Annotated in this window: 11 protein-coding genes; 9 read left to right on the top strand and 2 right to left on the bottom strand. The window is 75.1% G+C overall.

The genetic code is table 11. The features are described 5' to 3' along the window. Positions 1-122: 122 nt before the first annotated feature. A complete protein-coding gene (locus ACPXCB_RS23055; protein ID WP_425877619.1) occupies positions 123-386 on the top strand; it encodes a hypothetical protein in 264 nt (87 codons plus the stop codon). Positions 387-549: 163 nt separating this feature from the next. Here the strand turns inward: ACPXCB_RS23055 and ACPXCB_RS23050 are convergent, their stop codons facing one another. Continuing rightward, a complete protein-coding gene (locus ACPXCB_RS23050) occupies positions 550-1,272 on the bottom strand; it encodes a VOC family protein (RefSeq protein ID WP_425877618.1) in 723 nt (240 codons plus the stop codon). Between the two features lie 167 nt (positions 1,273-1,439). After that, positions 1,440-1,841, bottom strand: coding sequence for a nuclear transport factor 2 family protein (locus tag ACPXCB_RS23045; protein ID WP_425877617.1), 402 nt, complete (start codon positions 1,839-1,841; stop codon positions 1,440-1,442). 78 nt (positions 1,842-1,919) lie between these two features. On the opposite strand from ACPXCB_RS23045, the gene ACPXCB_RS23040 reads away from it, so the two are divergent. The 8 genes from ACPXCB_RS23040 to ACPXCB_RS23005 all read left to right on the top strand — a co-directional run bounded on the left by ACPXCB_RS23040 (position 1,920) and on the right by ACPXCB_RS23005 (position 17,857). Further along, positions 1,920-2,369: a MarR family winged helix-turn-helix transcriptional regulator gene (locus ACPXCB_RS23040; protein WP_425877616.1), complete on the top strand. Its 450-nt coding sequence runs from the start codon at positions 1,920-1,922 to the stop codon at positions 2,367-2,369. A gap of 385 nt (positions 2,370-2,754) precedes the next feature. Then, entirely contained in the window at positions 2,755-3,612 is an 858-nt protein-coding gene (locus tag ACPXCB_RS23035; RefSeq protein WP_425877615.1) for a DUF4132 domain-containing protein, read from the top strand. A 5-nt stretch (positions 3,613-3,617) separates the two neighbouring features. Next, complete coding sequence (locus tag ACPXCB_RS23030; RefSeq protein WP_425877614.1) at positions 3,618-8,714, top strand: hypothetical protein; 5,097 nt, start codon at positions 3,618-3,620, stop codon at positions 8,712-8,714. A 112-nt stretch (positions 8,715-8,826) separates the two neighbouring features. Further along, a complete protein-coding gene (locus ACPXCB_RS23025; protein ID WP_425877613.1) occupies positions 8,827-10,017 on the top strand; it encodes an ATP-binding protein in 1,191 nt (396 codons plus the stop codon). Then, positions 10,014-13,709: a vWA domain-containing protein gene (locus tag ACPXCB_RS23020; RefSeq protein WP_425877612.1), complete on the top strand. Its 3,696-nt coding sequence runs from the start codon at positions 10,014-10,016 to the stop codon at positions 13,707-13,709. Before ACPXCB_RS23025 ends, ACPXCB_RS23020 begins: the two co-directional genes overlap by 4 nt. Then, positions 13,706-15,607: a hypothetical protein gene (locus tag ACPXCB_RS23015; RefSeq protein WP_425877611.1), complete on the top strand. Its 1,902-nt coding sequence runs from the start codon at positions 13,706-13,708 to the stop codon at positions 15,605-15,607. Before ACPXCB_RS23020 ends, ACPXCB_RS23015 begins: the two co-directional genes overlap by 4 nt. 249 nt (positions 15,608-15,856) lie before the next feature. Then, on the top strand, positions 15,857-16,636 hold the full coding sequence (locus ACPXCB_RS23010) for an SDR family NAD(P)-dependent oxidoreductase (RefSeq protein ID WP_425877610.1): 780 nt from the start codon (positions 15,857-15,859) through the stop codon (positions 16,634-16,636). A 213-nt stretch (positions 16,637-16,849) separates the two neighbouring features. Further along, a complete protein-coding gene (locus tag ACPXCB_RS23005; RefSeq protein WP_425877609.1) occupies positions 16,850-17,857 on the top strand; it encodes a hypothetical protein in 1,008 nt (335 codons plus the stop codon). Positions 17,858-17,859: the final 2 nt, after the last annotated feature.

Genomic DNA, 17,859 nt, shown 5'->3' with positions numbered 1-17,859 from the left:
GCCGACGTGATGCTGCCCCCCGTGGCATCGGGGGCGTACCCATCGACCACAATCGGGGGCCGGCATCATCCACAGTCGAAGGGACGCGAGTGAAACGCCGCCTTCTGCACATCCTGACGGTCATGACCGTCGTCTTCTCCGGTACGGCTGTGGTGGCCGCGCCGGCCTCGGCGAGCGACGCGTGGGGCATCGTCTGCAACCTCCGGGAGAACACCTGGCTGCGCGCCGCGCCGCACAGCCACGTGCTGCTCACCCTGACTGCCGGCCGCGGGTTCCGCTGGCACGGTCAGGTCTCGGCGGTCGACGACGACGCCTGGATCTACGGTCACGGCGCTGAGTACCCGTCCGTGGACGGCTGGGTCCCGGCCCGCAACACCACCTGCTGAACCGGTAGTTCCGCCGGGACGGCCGCCGACCGCTGCCGTCCCGGCGCACCGTGGCAGCCGAATGCCGCTGACCATGCCGATCCCCGGTCGTCCGTGCAGCCGACCCGGCGACCGGCGCCGCCATCCCGCCGGGCGCTCTGCTCCTGCTCGCCGTCTCGGGTGGCTACCGGGGCGTCAGCACGCAGAACTCGTTGCCGTCGGGGTCGGCCATGACCACCCAGCTGACCTCGCCCTGGCCGATGTCGATCCGGGTGGCCCCGAGGGAGAGCAGCCGGTCGACCTCCGTCTGCTGGTCGCCGTCCGCAGGCGGAGCGACGTCGAAGTGCAGTCGTTGCTTGCCTGTCCTCGGATTCAGGGGTGGACCACCCCACGTGATCTTCGGGCCGCCTAGCGGTGAACGGATCGCGGTCTCCTGGTCCTGGTCCCAGACCAGCGGCCACCCCAGCGCCTCGCTCCAGAAGTAGCCGACCTCCTGCGAGCCGTCGCAGGCCAGCGCCCCGACGAATCCGCAGTCGGCGAGGAAGTTGTTGCCCGGCGCGATGACGCAGAACTCGTTGCCGTCGGGATCGGCGAGCACGACGTGACCCTCTTCGGGGCGTTGCCCGATGTCGATGTGCTCCGCGCCGAGGTCCAGCGCCCTGGCCACCGTCTGCCGCTGGTCCTCGAGGGACGTGCTCGTCAGGTCGAAGTGCATCGGGTTCGGGCCGACCTTCGGCCTCCCGGTCGGGAGGAAACGGATCCGGAACCCGGTGTCGTCACTGGGCAGCAGCGCGACACCGTCGCCTGGGTCGTCGGCCAGGTCCCAGCCCAGGACCCCGGACCAGAACCGGGCGAGCCGCAGAGGTTGGTTCGCATCGAAGCTGAGCGCGAACAGTTGACTCGTCATCTCCTGCGCATCTCCGATCGGCGGTGTGGCCGCTGTCGACAGCACGCCTTGCCGGCGCGTAGCTCGGGAGCCTAGGGGCGAGCCGCGTCGTGCGCAGCCGAGTATTCGACGGCTGCCGGGCCGCCGGCCACCTCGCCGCCGGCGGCGAGGGGCTCCGTTCCCAGCGGCTACGAGACGTGCTGCCAGAGCGGGGAGATCCGGGCCCGCGCGAAGCGCCAGCCGGTCGGCGTACGCGTGGCGGCGTAGCGGGCCTGGACACCGGCGGTCCGGTGCGGCGCCTCGCCCCGACGGAAGAAGTACACGAGCTGATGGGTGCTGACCTCGGCGTGGTCGCCGTCGAGATCCACCACCACGTCGGTGTTGAGGTGCTGGGTCGACTCCTCCTCGGGGCTCGTCCGCCGTAGGACGTCGATGATGTCGTCGATGCCGTGCAGGGCCCCGCGTGGACTGCTGGTCTCGGCGTCGGGGGCGTAGACGGTCCGCAGGTCCTCGAAGCGCCGCTCGTCCAGTGCGTGGGCGAGCCGGGCGACGAGTTCGGCGATCTCGGCGCGGTCGGTCACGGGTGACATCTCGATCCTCCATTGTTGGCGCCGCCAACGATATGGCAGATCGTTGGCGACACCAACGGCCTGTTAGCATGGTCACCCGTGGAACCGACACCGGATCGTCTCGCGACGAAGGCGAGCTGGCTGATCACTCAGACCGCGGTGCACGCGCGGCGGCTCGTCTCCCAGGGTTTCGCCACCGCGGGCGCGCGGGGCTACCACTATCGGGTGCTCGCGGCGTTGCGGGAGTTCGGTCCGGCGAGTCAGGCGGAGCTGGGGCGGCGCTGCCGCATGGACCGTAGCGACGTCGTCGCGGCCGTGACCGAGCTGGAGGGGGCGGGCTTCGTCGCGCGCAGCGCCGACCCGGCGGACCGCCGACGCAACATCGTCACCAGCACCGAGGCGGGCGCGCGGCAACTGCGGCGGCTGGACCGCGCGCTCGACGACGTGCAGGACGAGCTGCTCGCCCCGCTGTCGGCCACCGAACGGCAGGCCCTGGTCGCGTTGCTCGGCAAGGTGCTCGACCACCACGGCGGCGCGCCGACATCGTGATCCGGCTTGGCCGCCGCCAGGCCGCACCCGCCGGCGGCCACCGGTCGCGCTCCCGATCAGGCACGACCACGCGCCCGCGCCGCCGATGGGCGGCCAGCGTCTGCCCCGACGTGTCGACGCAGGCGCCAACCGCCGGTCGGCTGGTGTGACCTAGATCATCACTTCGCCTCCCGTCGGGCCGCAAGCCGACCGTTCGGGGCGCGCTCGGACCGGCCGGACCTGCGGCTTCGGCGGATCGCGTCCGCTCGTCCCGCTGACCGCGCCTCGGCTGCTCGGCCGATGGGTCGCTGTCGTGTCGGTCACTACTGTTAGCGTGCCCTCGTTGTCGATCACGGCCGATTCCTCACGAATTCTGGCTGTTCTGCCACTGCGGAGGGTGTTCCTGATGGCCTGGCTACCGGTGGGAGACTCGTACGAGATCTCCCTCGTGGACGGAAAGGTGGCGGCCCGGTCCACCGGCCCGCGCGCCGGTGGCCGTCCCCTGAAGACGCTGCCGAAGGCGCTGCGCGACGACCCCGAGGTGGACCGGCTGCGCCAGCTCGCCCAGTGGCTGGACCGGCACGCCGCCGAATGCCTGGCCCGGGTCGACGCCTGGGTGGTGTCCTCGCTGCCGGTGCCGACGGGGCTGCTGGCCCGCGTCTGGCCGGACCCGGCCTGGCAGGACGCGCTGCGCGACCTCGTGGTCCTCGGGGACGACCCGGCCGAGCCGGGCTTCCTGCGCGACGTCACCGACACCGGCGACCTCCGCGTGGTCAACCTCGACGGGGACACCGTCCGGCTCTCGCCGGCGACCGCCACGCTGCCGCACCCGGTGCGCCTGCCCGACCTGCCCGACCTGCGCGAGTTCGCCGACGAACTGGACGTCACCCAGCGGATCGAGCAACTGCACCGGGGCACCTGGGGCAGACCCGACGAGCTGAAGCAGCGCGACACGACCATCACCGACTTCCGCGGCACCACGGTCCCCAACCGGCTCGCCGCCCGGGCCGCCACGCTCGGCTTCCGCGTCTCCGGCTCGCAAATCAGGTGCCGGGTCTGGGAGGCCGGCCGCACGGTCGAGGCTGCCATGCGGTTCGACGAGGACTACTGGGACTCCGAGGCGACCCTGGGCAACCTCTCCTGGTCGGCGGTGGACGGCCCGACGTTGCGGTTGACCGAGGTCGGGCCGGTGGCCTGGTCGGAAGGAATGCGGATGGCGACGGCCCTCTCCGGCGCCGTGACCGGAACGGGGAAGAAGGCGTGACCGGGATGACGACGACCGCTGGCGACGGCTCGGTCGAGAGCCTGCTGACCGCCGGCGCGGTGCTGCCGGTCGACACCGCCGGGGCCGGCGACCGGGCGGTGCCCCTCACCGCCCGCACCTACCGGCACCCGGTCCTCGGCGACCGACCGGTGGTCCGCCTGGTCGACGCGGCCCTCGGCGAGGGCGAGGACATCGCCCTCGAGTTCCTCGGCCTGACGCCGGGCGCCGAACCGGTCGTCGTCGGGCTCGGACCCCGCCGCCCGTTGGCCTTCCCGGAGTGGGTGCTGGTGCACCACCCGGCGGACGGCCGGCACGCCCTGGCGGTGGTGCCGGAGTTGCAGAAGCTGGCCAAGCAGGTGCGGTCGCGTCCGAAAACCGCCCTGGACGCGCACCAGGGCATCGCCGACCGGTTCGCCCGCACGCTGCCGCACTTCCTGCCGACGTTCTTCGAGCAGGCGGCGCGGGTGTTCCTGGCCGCCGGGCAGGACGCGTACGCGACGCAGCTGTTCAACAAGGCGCGCAAGGCGGAGGCGCAGCACGGCCTGCCGGTCGACCTGAACCGGCTGGACGAGGTCTACGTGGAGTTCGCCTCGGCCAAGGTCGTGTCCGCGACCGCGTTGGCGGGCTACGCCAAGGAGCTGTCCGCCCAGTTGCCGGCAGGCGAGGCGCTGGACCGGTTCTGCCGGCTGGCGCTGCGGGCCGCGACCGCCGGCGTGGTTCCGTCCACCCAGTCGGCCGGCGTGGTGAACCGGCTGGTCCGGGCCGCCGCCAAGGCCGCCGGTAAGGCCGGCGCGGGCGCCGTCGCCGAGCGCGAGGCGGCCTACCTGACCGAGCTGCTCCGGTTGCCGGTGGCCGTCGAGGCGCCGGCCGGCTGGTGGAAGGCGCACCTGCCGGCGGTGACGGCGCTGGCCGGGCGCGACCCGGCGATCCGCGGCAGCCTGCTCGACCTGATGCCCGCCGACCGGGACGACCTGGTCACGTGGCTGGCACTGCTGACCGACACCGGTGCGCTCGCCGGGCTGTCCGACCCGGACGTACCGGACCCGGCCCGCCCGCAGGACGGCTCCGTCGGCTGGCTGCGCCGCTTCGTGGGCCGGGTCAACTCCGGCCACCACCACCGCCGGCTGCCGCAGCTGTATCCGCTCGTCGAGCGGATGGCCGACCGGCTGCGCGTCGAACTGGCCGACAGCGGCGAGACCCTCGGCGCGGACGGGGACCTGGAACTGCTCGACCTGCTGCTCGCCCTCGACCTGCCGGTGGCCGCGCCGAAGGAGCGCGAGGCACTGGACCTGGCGAACTGGGTCAAGCGCGGGGGAGAACGCGACCTGCTCGCCGTGGCGGGCGACGACCGGTTCACCGGTGCCCTGCGCCGGGGTCTCGACCAGCTCGACGACCAGCAGCCCGCCCTGCGCCGTATGGTCGAGACGCCGGGCGTCCGGCCGATGCTGATCGACTGGCTGCGGGCCCGGATCCGCGACCGGTTCGCCGCCGGGCTGCCGTACCTGCCGGCGTCGGTGGACTGGCTGGGCCGGCTCCCGGTCGAGGCGCTGCGCCTGGTCTCCGACGAGCTCGACGGACCCGGCGAGCCCGGCCGGGGCGGCGACCTCGGGCAGGCCCTCGGCGTCGACCTCGCCGAGCGCGTCGCCCGCAGCCTGCGCGGCGGGATCCTCGACGAGCTGGGCTGGCCGGACTGGGAGCTGGCCTGGCAGGAGGTGACCGGCGGCGACCGGCAGGTCGAGGTGATCCGGCAGGAGGCCTGGCCGTACGCGATCCTGGGCGGGCCGACCACGGTGCGCGTGATCGGCGCCGAGGGCATCGTGCTCCGCCACGACCTGCGCCTCCCGGCCGGTGACATGTGGGGTCAGCCCGGCTACCACTACGTCGACGGCCACCTGCTGGTCTACTGGCGTTCCAAGGCGCTCGACTACGACCTGCGCGGCTACTGGCACTCGTCACCCGGCGAACCGCAGCTCATCCAGGGCCGTCACCACGGCAGCCAGCCGCGCGGGAAGCAGATCACCCTGCCGCTGGCCGGCGGCGGTCGGACCACCGGCGACGGCGTGCTGCACGCCGGTGACACGGCCGTCCCGTCCGAGCTGCCGGTCATCACCGACGGCACCTCGCACTGGGTGTACCGGCACGGCGAGGACGACGACTCCCACGGCTGGCGCGAGTACGACCCGGTCGCCAACACCCACGGCCGGCGCGGCCTGCCCGGGTTCCTGGCCGACCTCCCGGTCGACGGGAGCCGCCTCCAGGAACCGGCCAGCTGGCTGCGGCCGGCCCTGTCCGACCGGGCCACCCCGGCCGCCGTCCCCGTGGACGGGCTGCTCGGCTGGCGGGTGGCCACGCTGCCGGACGGCTCGGTACGCGGTACGGACCTGGCCGGTCGTACCGTCACCGTCGCCGCGGGCCAGGAGCCGATCGCGGCGCTGGTGCTGCCCGGCGACGACCGGCCCCGGGCCGTGCTCAAGGGTCTCGTCCTGGTCGACCCGGACGGGATGGTGTCGGCCGCCGCCGGACCGCCGTCCAGCCGGGACTACCGCCCCGGCCCGGTCCCGCTGCCGGCCCGGCAGTTCCTCGGCAACCTGCTGCCCCGCGACCCGGACGGCTCCGCCGCCCTGCGCCGGATGGACCGGGAGACCGCCGCCGCACTGCTGAAGGTCGCCCTCGACGAGCGCCGCGCCATCCTGGCCGAAGAAGCGGCGCGTGCGGCGGCGCGATCCGGGCTGACCGTGGCCACCCAGGCCATCACCGGCCTTCCCATCGCCGTTCCCGCGTCCATGGTCGGTGCCGGCTCCGGCCCCGCCACCACCGGCGCGACCGCCGTCGAGGACGACACGGACGCGCTGGTGGAGCTGGTCCGCTCGACGGTTCCGGCGCTCAGCCACGACGCCCTGCTGGCCGGGGTGGTCGGGGCGCTGCGGCTGGCCGCCCGGGTACGCACCGACCTGGACGCGGTGACCGAGCGGCTCACCAGGTCGCTGTCCGCCCCGGTCGCGGTGGTGCCGACGGCCACCGTGACCGGACCCACCGACCGGCAGCTCAGCGCGGCGCTGGACGGCCTGTGCGGCTCGGCCCACGGGGCGGGCACCGCGATCGGCGTCTTCACCCAGTTCCAGGCGTTCACCATCCGGCGCTCCGCCACCGGCGGGAACGGCTCCGCCACCGGCGGGAACGGCTCCGCCACCGGCGGGAACGGCTCCGCCACCGGCGGGAACGGCTCCGCCGTGCGGCTGCACCTCGACGGGCCGTCGCTGCCGTCCACGCTGGACTGGTGGTCCCTGCTCGGGGGCGTCGCCGCCGTCGCCTACCGGGCCGTCGCGGCGGTCACCCCCGACGAGCACCGGGAGACGCTGCGGGCCCTGCTCGCAGAGCTGGACGGGCTCGACCTGAGCACGGCGGCGGAGCCGGGGCGGTGGCGCCGGTGCAGGCTGCACCTGCGCGACGACGACCTGAAGAACCCCGACGGCTCGCGCCGCTACCCCAGGCCCGGCATCCTGCCGTTGCCCGACGGGGCGTTCGTCGCCGTCCTCAACTCCAGCGGCACGGCCACCGGCTACTTCTTCGACGCCCTGCACCACGACCCGGCCGGTGTGTTCGCCGTGCCCGAGCCGTACACGGTGCACTCCTCGGAGCCCGTCGGTGACGGACGGCCGGCCGGCTGGCTGGCCGGGTTCCTCGCCGAGTGGGCCGCGCGCGGCCCGCTGCCCTGGCGGCCGGAGGCGGCCGAACAGTTCGCCGAGCTGACCGGCGTCACCCCCACCGCCGCGAAGCTGGTGCTGGCCGGCCTGCCGTACACGGACTCGGCGAACACGATGCCGGCCGAGCTGCGCAAGGCGCTCGGGATCAGGCAGGTCGGCGAGGTCAAGCTGGCCTTCGGGGTGCTGCGGGAGGCCAGGGCGACGCTGCGGCGGGCCGTGGTCTCGGCGCTGCTGCCGGCCGACCCGGCCCGGCTGTGGACCGACGGAACGGACGTGGCCGCCGCGGCGGCGGTATGGAACGCCGCCCTGGGTCGCCGGGTGGTCGTGCCCGAACAGCTGCTCGCCGAGGCGACCCGCGTGGTCCGTACCGGCTGGGAACCGGCGAAGGCGTTGCCGGCGCTGCTCGACCCGGCCCGCTCGGCCGAGCTGAGCACCGACCTGGCCTTCGAGGTCAGGGGTAACCGGGCCCGGCCGGTCGACGCAGGCGCGGCGGGCTTCACCGGTCACGTGCTGCGCTCCACGGTCGCCCTGGCGGCCTGGGTCGCGCACCACACGCCGGCCGGCGACCCGTGCCGGGCGGCGCTGCCGGCCGCGTTGGCCGTGATCCGGGACCGGCTGGCCAACCCCGACCTCATGCTCGACCTGGAGCAGTACGTCTACCTGCCCGAGTTCCGGCAGGTGGCGGGCACCCCGTCGGAGACGGGCCCGGGCTGGGAACGCTACGGCGCCATCGTGCTGTCCACCCACGACAGTCGACCGTTGCCCGCGCTGCGGCCGGAGCTGCTCGACGCCGACGGCACGGACCCGTACCTGCCGGCGCTGCGCAGGGACGTGGCCAAGCCGTACCCGGTGGAGGTGGCGCTGCGGCTGGTGCGCGACCCGCGCTTCGCGGCGCTGCTCGCCGACGCGGGGGAGCCCGCCGACGGCGCGCGGGCGGCGGACGGGACCTGGTGGCCGCAGGATCCCACCCGGTCGGCGCCCGACGTGGTCGCCGAGGTCGCCGAGGCGTACGGCCTGGGCACCGACGCGGCGGCGGCGTACCTGATGCTGCTGGCCATGCCCGACCCGACGGACCGCAACACGGCGAGGTGGACGGGCTGGAAGCCGGCGCGGCTGAAGGCGGCGCGCGCCGAGTTGGCCGGCACCGACCTGGTCGTCGAGGCCAGCCGGTCCCGGGCCGGCCGGTCGCTGTTCCTGCCCGGCCCGTGGCTGGAGCGCGGCGCCGGGCAGGTGCCGATCGAGGGCTGGAAGTTGGCCCTGTTCGACCTCGCCCCCGACGGCACGGCCGCGCTCGGGGTGACCGTGCCGTTCGAACCGGCCGCGGAACTCTACCGGCGGGCCTGGCGACGCCTCCGCGACGGCGACCGGCCCCGCCTCGCCGACCTGCCCGGCCGCTGACCCCTGCCCGGCGGGTGGTGGCGCCCGCGACGACCTTCCCCGGCCGTCGCGGCGCCGTCGCCCCACCCACCCCTGTCCCGAAACACCCCAAGAGAGAGATCGAGGAACACCCGTGACCGTGACGGAAGACGTCCGCCCCTCCGAGGCGCCGGAGAACGCCGCCCAGGTCCTCTCGGCCGAGCAGCGGTACGCCGACGAGCTGGCCTTCCTGGCCGCGTACGACGACGGGGCCCGGCCGCCGGGCTGGGCGCTGACCCCGCGCGCCGTGGTCACCTTCATCCAGGGCAGCGACGGCGAGACGTTGAAGCTGCCCGCCGAGCGGCGCACCGGCGCGGACGGCACCGGACTGCCGGCCAGCATGACCATCCCGGCGAAGTTCGTCGGCGAGCGGAGCCTGGTCGAGCGGTGCGTGGTCACCCTGGCCGGTGAGCGGGTCCTGCTGCTGGTCGGCGAGCCCGGCACCGCCAAGTCCATGCTGTCCGAGCTGCTGGCCGCCGCCGTCTGCGGCACCAGCGCGCTGACCGTGCAGGGCACCGCCGGCACCACCGAGGACGCCTTCCGGTACGGCTGGAACTACGCCCTGCTGCTCGCCCAGGGCCCGACCCCGCAGGCGCTGGTCGACTCGCCGGTGCTGACCGCGATGCGTACCGGCCGGGTGGTCCGGATCGAGGAGGTCACCCGCTGCCTGCCCGAGGTGCAGGACGCGCTGGTGTCCATCCTGTCGGACCGGCGGATGAACGTGCCGGAGCTGTCCGGCACCGAGGACGGGCTGATCCGCGCCGTGCCCGGGTTCACCGTGATCGCCACCGCCAACCTGCGGGACCGGGGCGTGTCGGAGATGTCCTCGGCCCTCAAGCGCCGGTTCAACTTCGAGACCATCCACCCGATCTCGGACGCGGACGTCGAGACCGACCTGGTCCGCCAGCAGGCCACCGCCGCCGTGCAGCGCGCCGGCGCGGCGTACACGGTGGACGACGCGGTGCTGGACGCCCTGGTCACCGTGTTCCGCGACCTGCGTTCCGGCCGGTCGGGCGAGGGCTGGGACGTGGAACGGCCCGGCACGGTGATGTCCACCGCCGAGGCGGTGCAGGTGGCGGCGTCGCTCGGCCTGGCCGCCGCGTACCTGCCCGGCGGGGACGCGCTCGACCTGGTGCCCGGGCACCTGCTCGGCGTGGTCCGCAAGGACGACCAGAACGACCACGCCCGGCTGCTCGGCTACTGGGACGGCCCGGTCCGTCGCCGCGCCGAGGACGGCTCGGCGATGTGGCGCCGGCTCTGGGACCTGCGGGAGAGCCTGCGGTGACGACTCTCTCCAGCACGACGCCCGATGCGACGTCGGCCGCCGACCCGGTGAGGGCCGATGCGACGTCGGCCGATCCGCGCGCCGTGGTCGACGCGCTCGCCGGTTCGGTGCGGCCGTACCTGATCGGGGTGCGGCACCACAGCCCGGCGCTGGCGGCGGTGGTGCCGGCGCTGCTGGACGCCGCCGGGGCCGAGGTGGTCTGCATCGAGCTGCCGGCCGACTTCCAGCGCTGGCTGCCGTACCTGTCCGATCCGGCTGCCCGGGCCCCGCTGGCCCTGGTCGGCAGCCACGGCGCGGACGGGCCGATGGGCTTCTACCCGTTCGCCGACTTCTCCCCGGAACTGGCCGCGATCCGCTGGGCCCGGCGGCACGGCGTGGAGGTGGTCTGCTGCGACCTGCCGCTGGCCGACCCCGGCTGGAGCGCCGGCGCCACGGACCCCGACCCGACTGCCGGTGCCGCCCCGACTGCCGGTGCCGAGCCGGCCGCCGGTGGCGGTCCCGCACCGGACGCGGGGGAGCCGGTGCCCGGCCTGCGCCGGTCCTACGCCGCCGCGCTCAGCGCCAGCGGCACCGGCCGCGACGGCGACGACCTGTGGGACCGGGTGGTCGAGGTGCGTGCCCCGGGCTGCCCGCCCGAGGCGGTCCGCCGGGCCGCGCTCGGCGTCGGCTGGGCGATGCGTACCGACAGCGCCGACCGCGACGGCGTACCGGCCCGGGACCTGGCCCGCGAGCGGCACATGCGCCGGGTGCTGGCCGAGGCCGGCGTCGACGGCCGGCGGGTCGCCGCCGTCGTCGGCGCCTTCCACGCCCCGGCCCTGGTCGCCACCCCGTCGACCGCCGACGTCGACGTCGCGCCCACCCGTCCCGGCACCGCCCCGGCCGATCCGGTCCGGTCCGTGACGACCCCGCCCGGACCGGCCGCCACCGACGGCGGCGGCACGGCGGTCACCTCGCTGGTGCCGTACGCGTTCGACCTGCTCGACTCCCGGTCCGGCTACCCGGCCGGGATCCGCGACCCGCGCTGGCAGCAGTCCGTCCTCACCGCCGCCGGCGACCCGGAACGGATCCGGGCCGCCGCTGCCCGGGCGGTCACCGACGTGTGCCGGGAACTCCGCGCGGCCGGTCACACCGCCGGCACCGGCGAGGCCACCGAGACGGTACGGCTCGCCGACGACCTGGCCCGGCTGCGGAACCTGCCCGCCCCCGGCCGGGGCGAGGTGCTGGAGGCGGTGACCACCGTGCTCGGCCAGGGTGAACTGCTCGGCCGCGGCCGAGCGCTGGCCAAGGCCCTGGAGAACGTGCTGGTCGGCGCCGAACGGGGCCGCATCGCCCCCGGCACGCCGCGCTCCGGGCTCGGCCCGGCGGTCGAGGCGGAACTCGCCACGCTGCGGCTGCCCGACCCGGGCAGTCCCAAGGCCCGCGAGGTGCGGCTCGACCCGCTGCGCACCGAGCTGGACGGGCGGCGGGAGATCCTGCTGCAACGCCTCCAGGTTTGCGGCGTCGGCTACGGCGAGCCCATCGCGGTCTCCGGCACCGGCGACGGCGCCGCCCTGACCACCCGCTGGCAGCTGGCCTGGACGCCGTCCGTGGCGGCCCGGCTGGACCTGGTCGGCGTACGCGGGGTGACCGCCGCGCTGGCCGCGGCCGGCACCCTTCGGGAGCGGTTCCGCCGGGAGGCCGCCGACGGTGGCCCCACCGCCGCGCAGCTGCTCACCGGGCTGCGCGACGTCGCCCGGTGCGACCTGCCGGAGCTGGTCACCGACCGGCTCGACCTGGCCGCCACGGTGCTGCCGGGCACCGGCACGCTGCCCGAGCTGCTGGCCGCACTGGACCTGCTGGAGGCGCTACGCCGCGAGCACCTGCCCGGCACCACCGCCGACGGCCGGGCCCAGGCGGCCGAGCTGGCCGTCGTGCTGCTGGACGCGGCGGTGCGCGGGCTGCCCGGCCTGGCCGGCAGCGACACCCCGGCCGACGCCGCCGCGTTGGTCGACCTCGCGGTGCGGGCCGGCGAGGATCGCATCGGGCTGCGCCTGGACGAGGCCCTCGACCACCTGGCCCGCGCCGGTTCGCCGCTGATCCAGGGCGCCGCCCTGGCCGCGCGGGTGCTGCTCGACCTGACGGACCTGGAGACCCTGGGGACCCGGGTGGCCGGCTGGATCGACGCGGCGACCGGACCGGACACTCGACGGCACCTGCGCCGGCTGCTCGGCGGCCTGCTCACCGGGGCGCACCCGCTGTTGCAGTCCGCCCCGGTCGCGCTGGACCCGCTGCTGGAACGGATCGAGCGGCTCCCCGACGCCGACTTCCTGGACCGGCTGCCCGCACTGCGCGGCGGGTTCGACGTGCTCACCCCGGCGGCCCGGGACCGGCTGCTGCACACCGTCACCGAACGGCTGGGTGACCGGCTCGATCTGAGCCTGTCCGCCCCGCCGGAGCTGCTGGCCCGCTGGGCCGCCGCCGACGCGGCCGGTCGGGCCGCCCTGCTCGCCCGCCACCTCCCCGTCCCGGGCACGCCGACCGGCCCCACCGAGGTCGACGCCGATGCCGGCGCCACGCCCGGGGTGGACACCCCGGACGCCCGGCTCACCGCCAGTGACCGGTGGCGGCTGCTGCTCGGCCGCCAGCCCGACCGGTTGCCGGCCGACGCCCGCCGCTACGCCCGTGCCCTGGACGAGCTGTACGGGGCGGGCCAGGGCGAGGGCGCCACCGATCTCGGTCAGGCGGCCGGCGGTGGCCAGGAGGCCTCCTTCCCGACCGCCCGCGAGTGGGCCGACGAACTCGAGGCGCTGTTCGGCACCGCCGTCCGCGAGGAGGTCATCGCCCGGGCGGCCGAGAGTGGCCGTACCGATGTGCTCGCCGAACTCGACCCGGCCGCCGTGCGCCCCTCGATGGAACTGCTGACCTCGGTGCTGTCGCTGGCCGGTGGCCTGCCCGAGGGGCAGTTGGCCAAGCTGCGGCCACTGGTGCGGCGGCTGGTCGAGGAGCTGACCAGGCAGCTGGCCACCCAGGTGCGTCCGGCGCTGACCGGGCTGACCAACCCGCGTCCGACCAGCCGTCCCGGTGGCCGGATCAACCTGGCCCGTACGCTGCGGGCGAACCTGGCGCACACCCAGCGGCTCGGCGACGGCCGGACGGTGGTGGTGCCGCAACGCCCGGTCTTCAACAGCCGCACCCGCAAGGAGGCCGACTGGCGGCTGGTGCTGGTGGTCGACGTGTCCGGCTCGATGGAGGCGTCAGTGGTGTGGTCGGCGTTGACCGCCGCCGTACTGGCCGGGGTGCCCACCCTGTCCACCCACTTCCTCGCCTTCTCCACCGAGGTGGTCGACCTGACCGACCGGGTCGACGACCCGCTGTCGCTGCTGCTGGAGGTGCGCGTCGGTGGCGGTACGCACATCGCCGCCGGGCTGGCCGCCGCCCGCTCGCTGGTGACCGTGCCGAGCCGCACCATCGTCGCGGTGGTCAGCGACTTCGAGGAGGGTTATCCGCTCGCCGGGCTGTTCGGTGAGGTCCGCACGCTGGTCGGTTCCGGCGTGCACCTGCTCGGCTGCGCCGCGCTGAACGACAGGGGAGTGCCCTGCTACTCGGTGCCGGTCGCCGAGCAGCTCGTCGCGGCCGGGATGCCGGTCGCCGCTCTCAGCCCGCTCGAACTCGCCCGCTGGGTGGGCGACCGCATCCGCGGAGGATCACGTTGACGGACCGCACAGCCACCGCCGTGGACACCGACCGGTTGCCGCCGGTGCTGCCGGCGGTCGCCGCCGCGGCGGTGGCAGCCCTGCCACCCCGGCTGCACAGGCGGCTGGACGCCGCCGTCGAACGGCTGGCCGGCGTACCGGTCGGCCCGGTCGACGGCGGCGTCTCGGTCGACTGCGGCCCGGAGTCGCTGGTCACCCTGACGCCCGGAGCGACGGGCGCGGTCACCGACCCGCACCAGGCGCGGTGCAGCTGCCTGCTGGCGCCCCGCTGCCTGCACCGCACCGCCGTCCTGCTCGCCTGCCCGGTCGCCGACCCGGCCGCCCACCCCGATCCGGCGTCCACCGCCGCGGTGTCCTCGACGCCGGTCAGCGCCGACGCGACGTCCGGCCGCACCGCGCGTACCAGGAAGTCGGCTGGCGCGGCACCGACGAAGGCGCAGCGGGCCGCGGCCGGCGCGCTGTGGCGGGCGGCCGCCGCGGTGCTCGCGGCCGGCGTGCCGGCAGCCGGGGCGGTGCCCCAGGCCGAACTGCTGCGGGCCGCCCACGGCGCCCGGCTGGCCGGCCTGCCGCGGGCCGAGAGCGCCGCGCTGCGCACGGTACGTGGGCTGCGCGCACACCGGGGGCGGCAGAGCGGCCACCGGTTGGCCGAGCTGGTCGAGGTGCTGCACGACCTGCTGTACGTCGCCGGCCGGCTGGCCGCCGGCGATGCCGACCCGGCGCTGGTCGGCGTCCTGCGGCGGGCCTACCAGCCGGACGGCACCCTGGAGGTGTACGGCGTCTGCCGGGAACCGGTGATCAGCGCGACCGGGTACGCCGGGGTGGTCACCCACCTGGTCGCCGCCGACGGGCGTCAGCTTTCCTTCGGCGACGTGAAACCGGGCGGTCCGGACCGGGCCCGCGACTGCGCCCGGGCGGTCACCGAGATGGGCGCGGTCGCGGTCAACCACGTGGTGCTGGCCCGTGGCGGCCTGCGGATCACCGGCACCACCGTCTCCCCGGACGGCCGGCTCGGCGCCGGTAAGGGGGTCCGGGCCACCCCGCTCACCGGGACCGACTGGTCCACCGGGCCGCTGGCGCGACTCTTCAGCCGCCCGCTGGCCGAGGTGGTGACCGCGCAACTCGCCACCGACGACCCGGAGGACCCGGCCCGGGCGGGGACCGCGCTGTTCGGCGGTGACCTGATGGTGGTGGGCGCCGTCGGTGACCAGGTGCTGGCCCGCGAGCTGGCTCCCGCCACCGACGAAGGAGGCGAGCGTGCGCCGGTGCCGGACGGGCCGCTGATCCGGTTGGTGCCGGTCGACGCCCACCCGATGCTGGCCCACGTGGCCAACCTGCGGCGGCTCGCCTCCCGACCCGGCCTGCGGGTCCGGGTGGTCGGCCGGCTGGACCCGGACCGGGCCAGCACGCTGCGACCGCTCGCGGTCGGCCCGGTGCCCGGTGCCGCCGCCACGTTGCGGCTGCCGGCGGACTGGCACGGCCGGGCGGACCTCGGCTACGACGAGCTCCAGGGCGGCCACCTGCCGCCGCGCGACCCGGCGGAGACGACCGGACCCGTCCTGGCCGTCGGTGCCGACGCGGTTGCCGAGTCCCCGCTGTGGCGGGTCCGCCGGCTGGTGGAGTTGGCCGTCTCGGGCGGTCGCCGCGCCGTCGCCGAGGCGGCCCGCGGCGACGGCGCCGGCCTGGCCGGCCCGCTGCGCCGCGCCGGCTTCACCACCGCCGCCGCGCTCACCACCGCCCTGGCCGACGAGTCCGACCGGCGCGGCCGGGACGCGTTCGGCCGGCGTACCGATCCCGACCCGGACCGGTACGCGTGGGCCTGGCTCGCCGCGACCGCCCACCTCGCCGCCGCCGAGCGGGAGCTGATCCGGTCCTCCTGGACCGCCCCGCCGCTCGGCTGACCTGCGGTGACCCGGGCCGGTGGAGGTCGGTGAGTCGATCGCCACCGACGCTCCACCGTCGGGGCCCGGCACCCGTCCGAACCCGGGCGGGTGCCGGGCCCTCGGGCCAGGGGAACGCACGCCCGGCGACCCTGCGCGTCATGACCCGTCCGCCGGGCGGTCCTCGGGCACCTCGGGGAAACCCGGTGGACGTCGGTGGCGCGGGACTAGATTGAATCCGCGTGGTCGAAAACGGACGGGAGATGGGTCATGCGTGGGCTTACGGACAAGGTCGTGCTCGTCACGGGGGGCGGATACAGCCCCGAGCAGGTCGGTTCCGGTCTCGGCCAATCCATGTGCGTGGAGCTCGCCCAGGAAGGGGCGAAGATCGTCGTGTCCGACCTCTCCCTGGAACGCGCCAACGCGACGGTCGAGCGGATCCGCGACGCCGGGGGAGACGCGACGGGGGTGGCGGCGGACGTCACCGACGAGGCTTCGGTCGACGCCATGGTGAGCGCCGCTCTCGACGCGTACGGCCACGTCGACGTGCTGGTGAACAACGCCGGCGTGTTCGGCGCCTACCTCCCGCTGCTCGAGATCGAGACCGGCCAGTGGGAGCGCGTCATGGCCGTCGACCTGAAGGGCGTCTTCCTCGCGACGAAGGCCATGCTTCCCCACATGCTGGAGCGCGGGAGCGGCGTCGTGATCAACGTTTCCTCCGCCTCCGGTCTGGTCGCCAGCGAGGTCGGGGCCGAATACACCACGGCCAAGCACGGCGTCATCGGGCTGACCAAGCAGATCGCCTACGACTACGGCCACCGGGGCATCCGCGCCGTGGGCATCGGACCCGGCGTCATCAAGACGGCGGCGTTCGAGGGCGCGGAGATCACCAGCGACTTCCCGTTCTACGACCTGACCATGCAAGCCCCCGCGGGCCGGTACGGCGAACCCCACGAGGTGGCCCGGGCGGTCTGTTTCCTCGCGAGCGACGACGCCTCCTTCATCCACGGCCACACCATCCCGGTCGACGGTGGATCTCCCGTCAGGTGACCGAGCCGGCCGGCGCGGACAAGGCCCGCCGGAGCGTGTGCTAATTCGTATTAGCATCTTGACGCCGCCGAGACGGCGCGCGCAGACTCATCGACCAACGAACCCGTTCCGCGCCGAACGTCCACACCGTCCGGTCGCTCAACGCGGGGTCGAGTGACGCCTGCCCGCACCCCCCTGCCCCCGTCGGCGCGCCCCACGAACGGAGGGAACGCGATGACGCGTACCCCGGAAGGCTCCTTCTCCCGACGCACGCTGCTGCGTGGCGCGGCGGCCGCCGGTGTCGCGACCGCGACCACCGGCGCCGGCCTTGCCGCGACCTCCACGCCGGCGCTCGCCGCACCGGCCGGCTTCCCCAACTACCGGTACGTGCGCGACGCGTTCGACCGGCCGTTGCGTTACAACCCGACCGGCGAGTTCATCTTTCCGTGCGTGCGTGGGGTCTACGACAAGATCAGCGGCGCCCTCGGCCGCTACTACCTCTACTACGCGCCGCACGACGCGCCCGGCGGGATCTGCCTCGCCTACGCCAACCGGCTCGAGGGCCCCTACACCGAGTACGCCAACAATCCCGTCGTCGACCGGGTGCTGCCGTCCACGACGGTGAGCCACGTGTCGTCGCCGCACGTCGTGTGGGACGCGCCGACCCGGCAGTTCTACCTGTACTTCCACGGCGAGAACCACACGACCCGGGTCGCCCGCTCGAGCGACGGCGTCCGCTTCACCGACGAGACGCCGATCCTGTCGACGAACCTGGTGCCCAACACGACCGAGACCTCGTACGCGCGGGTCTTCGAGCACTCGGTGGCCGGCAAGGGAAACCGCTACGTGATGGTGTTCATGGGCGCCCACACGATCCGGCCGGGCACCCGGAAGATCTTCTGGGGCTGGTCGCCGAACGGGTGGAGCGGCTGGCAGTTCTCCCCGAACCCGCTGGTGTCGCCGTCGGGCGACGGGCTCACCGACATCTCCGCGCCGCACCTGTTGAAGCGCAACGGCACCGCGTACGTCGCCTATCACGGCAGCAGCGGCAACATGTACCTGACCGAGGTCGGCAACAACTTCGACCGGGAGGTCCACCTCGGCGTGTTCCACCGGCCGATCGCGTCGGACAACGGCCGGGTGGCGTCGCCGACGTTCGGCACCGACGGCGGCGTGGAGTACATGCTCTACGAGGCCGGGCCCCGCCTCGACGCCAGGATCTGCGTGGCCCGCGCGGTCTAGGG

This window comes from Micromonospora sp. DT62, from assembly GCF_049847285.1.
In the GTDB taxonomy this organism is placed as follows: Bacteria; Actinomycetota; Actinomycetes; order Mycobacteriales; family Micromonosporaceae; genus Micromonospora; species Micromonospora reichwaldensis.
The sequence above is the reverse complement of the archived record's forward strand: the minus strand, read 5'-3'. Positions and strand labels throughout refer to the sequence as shown.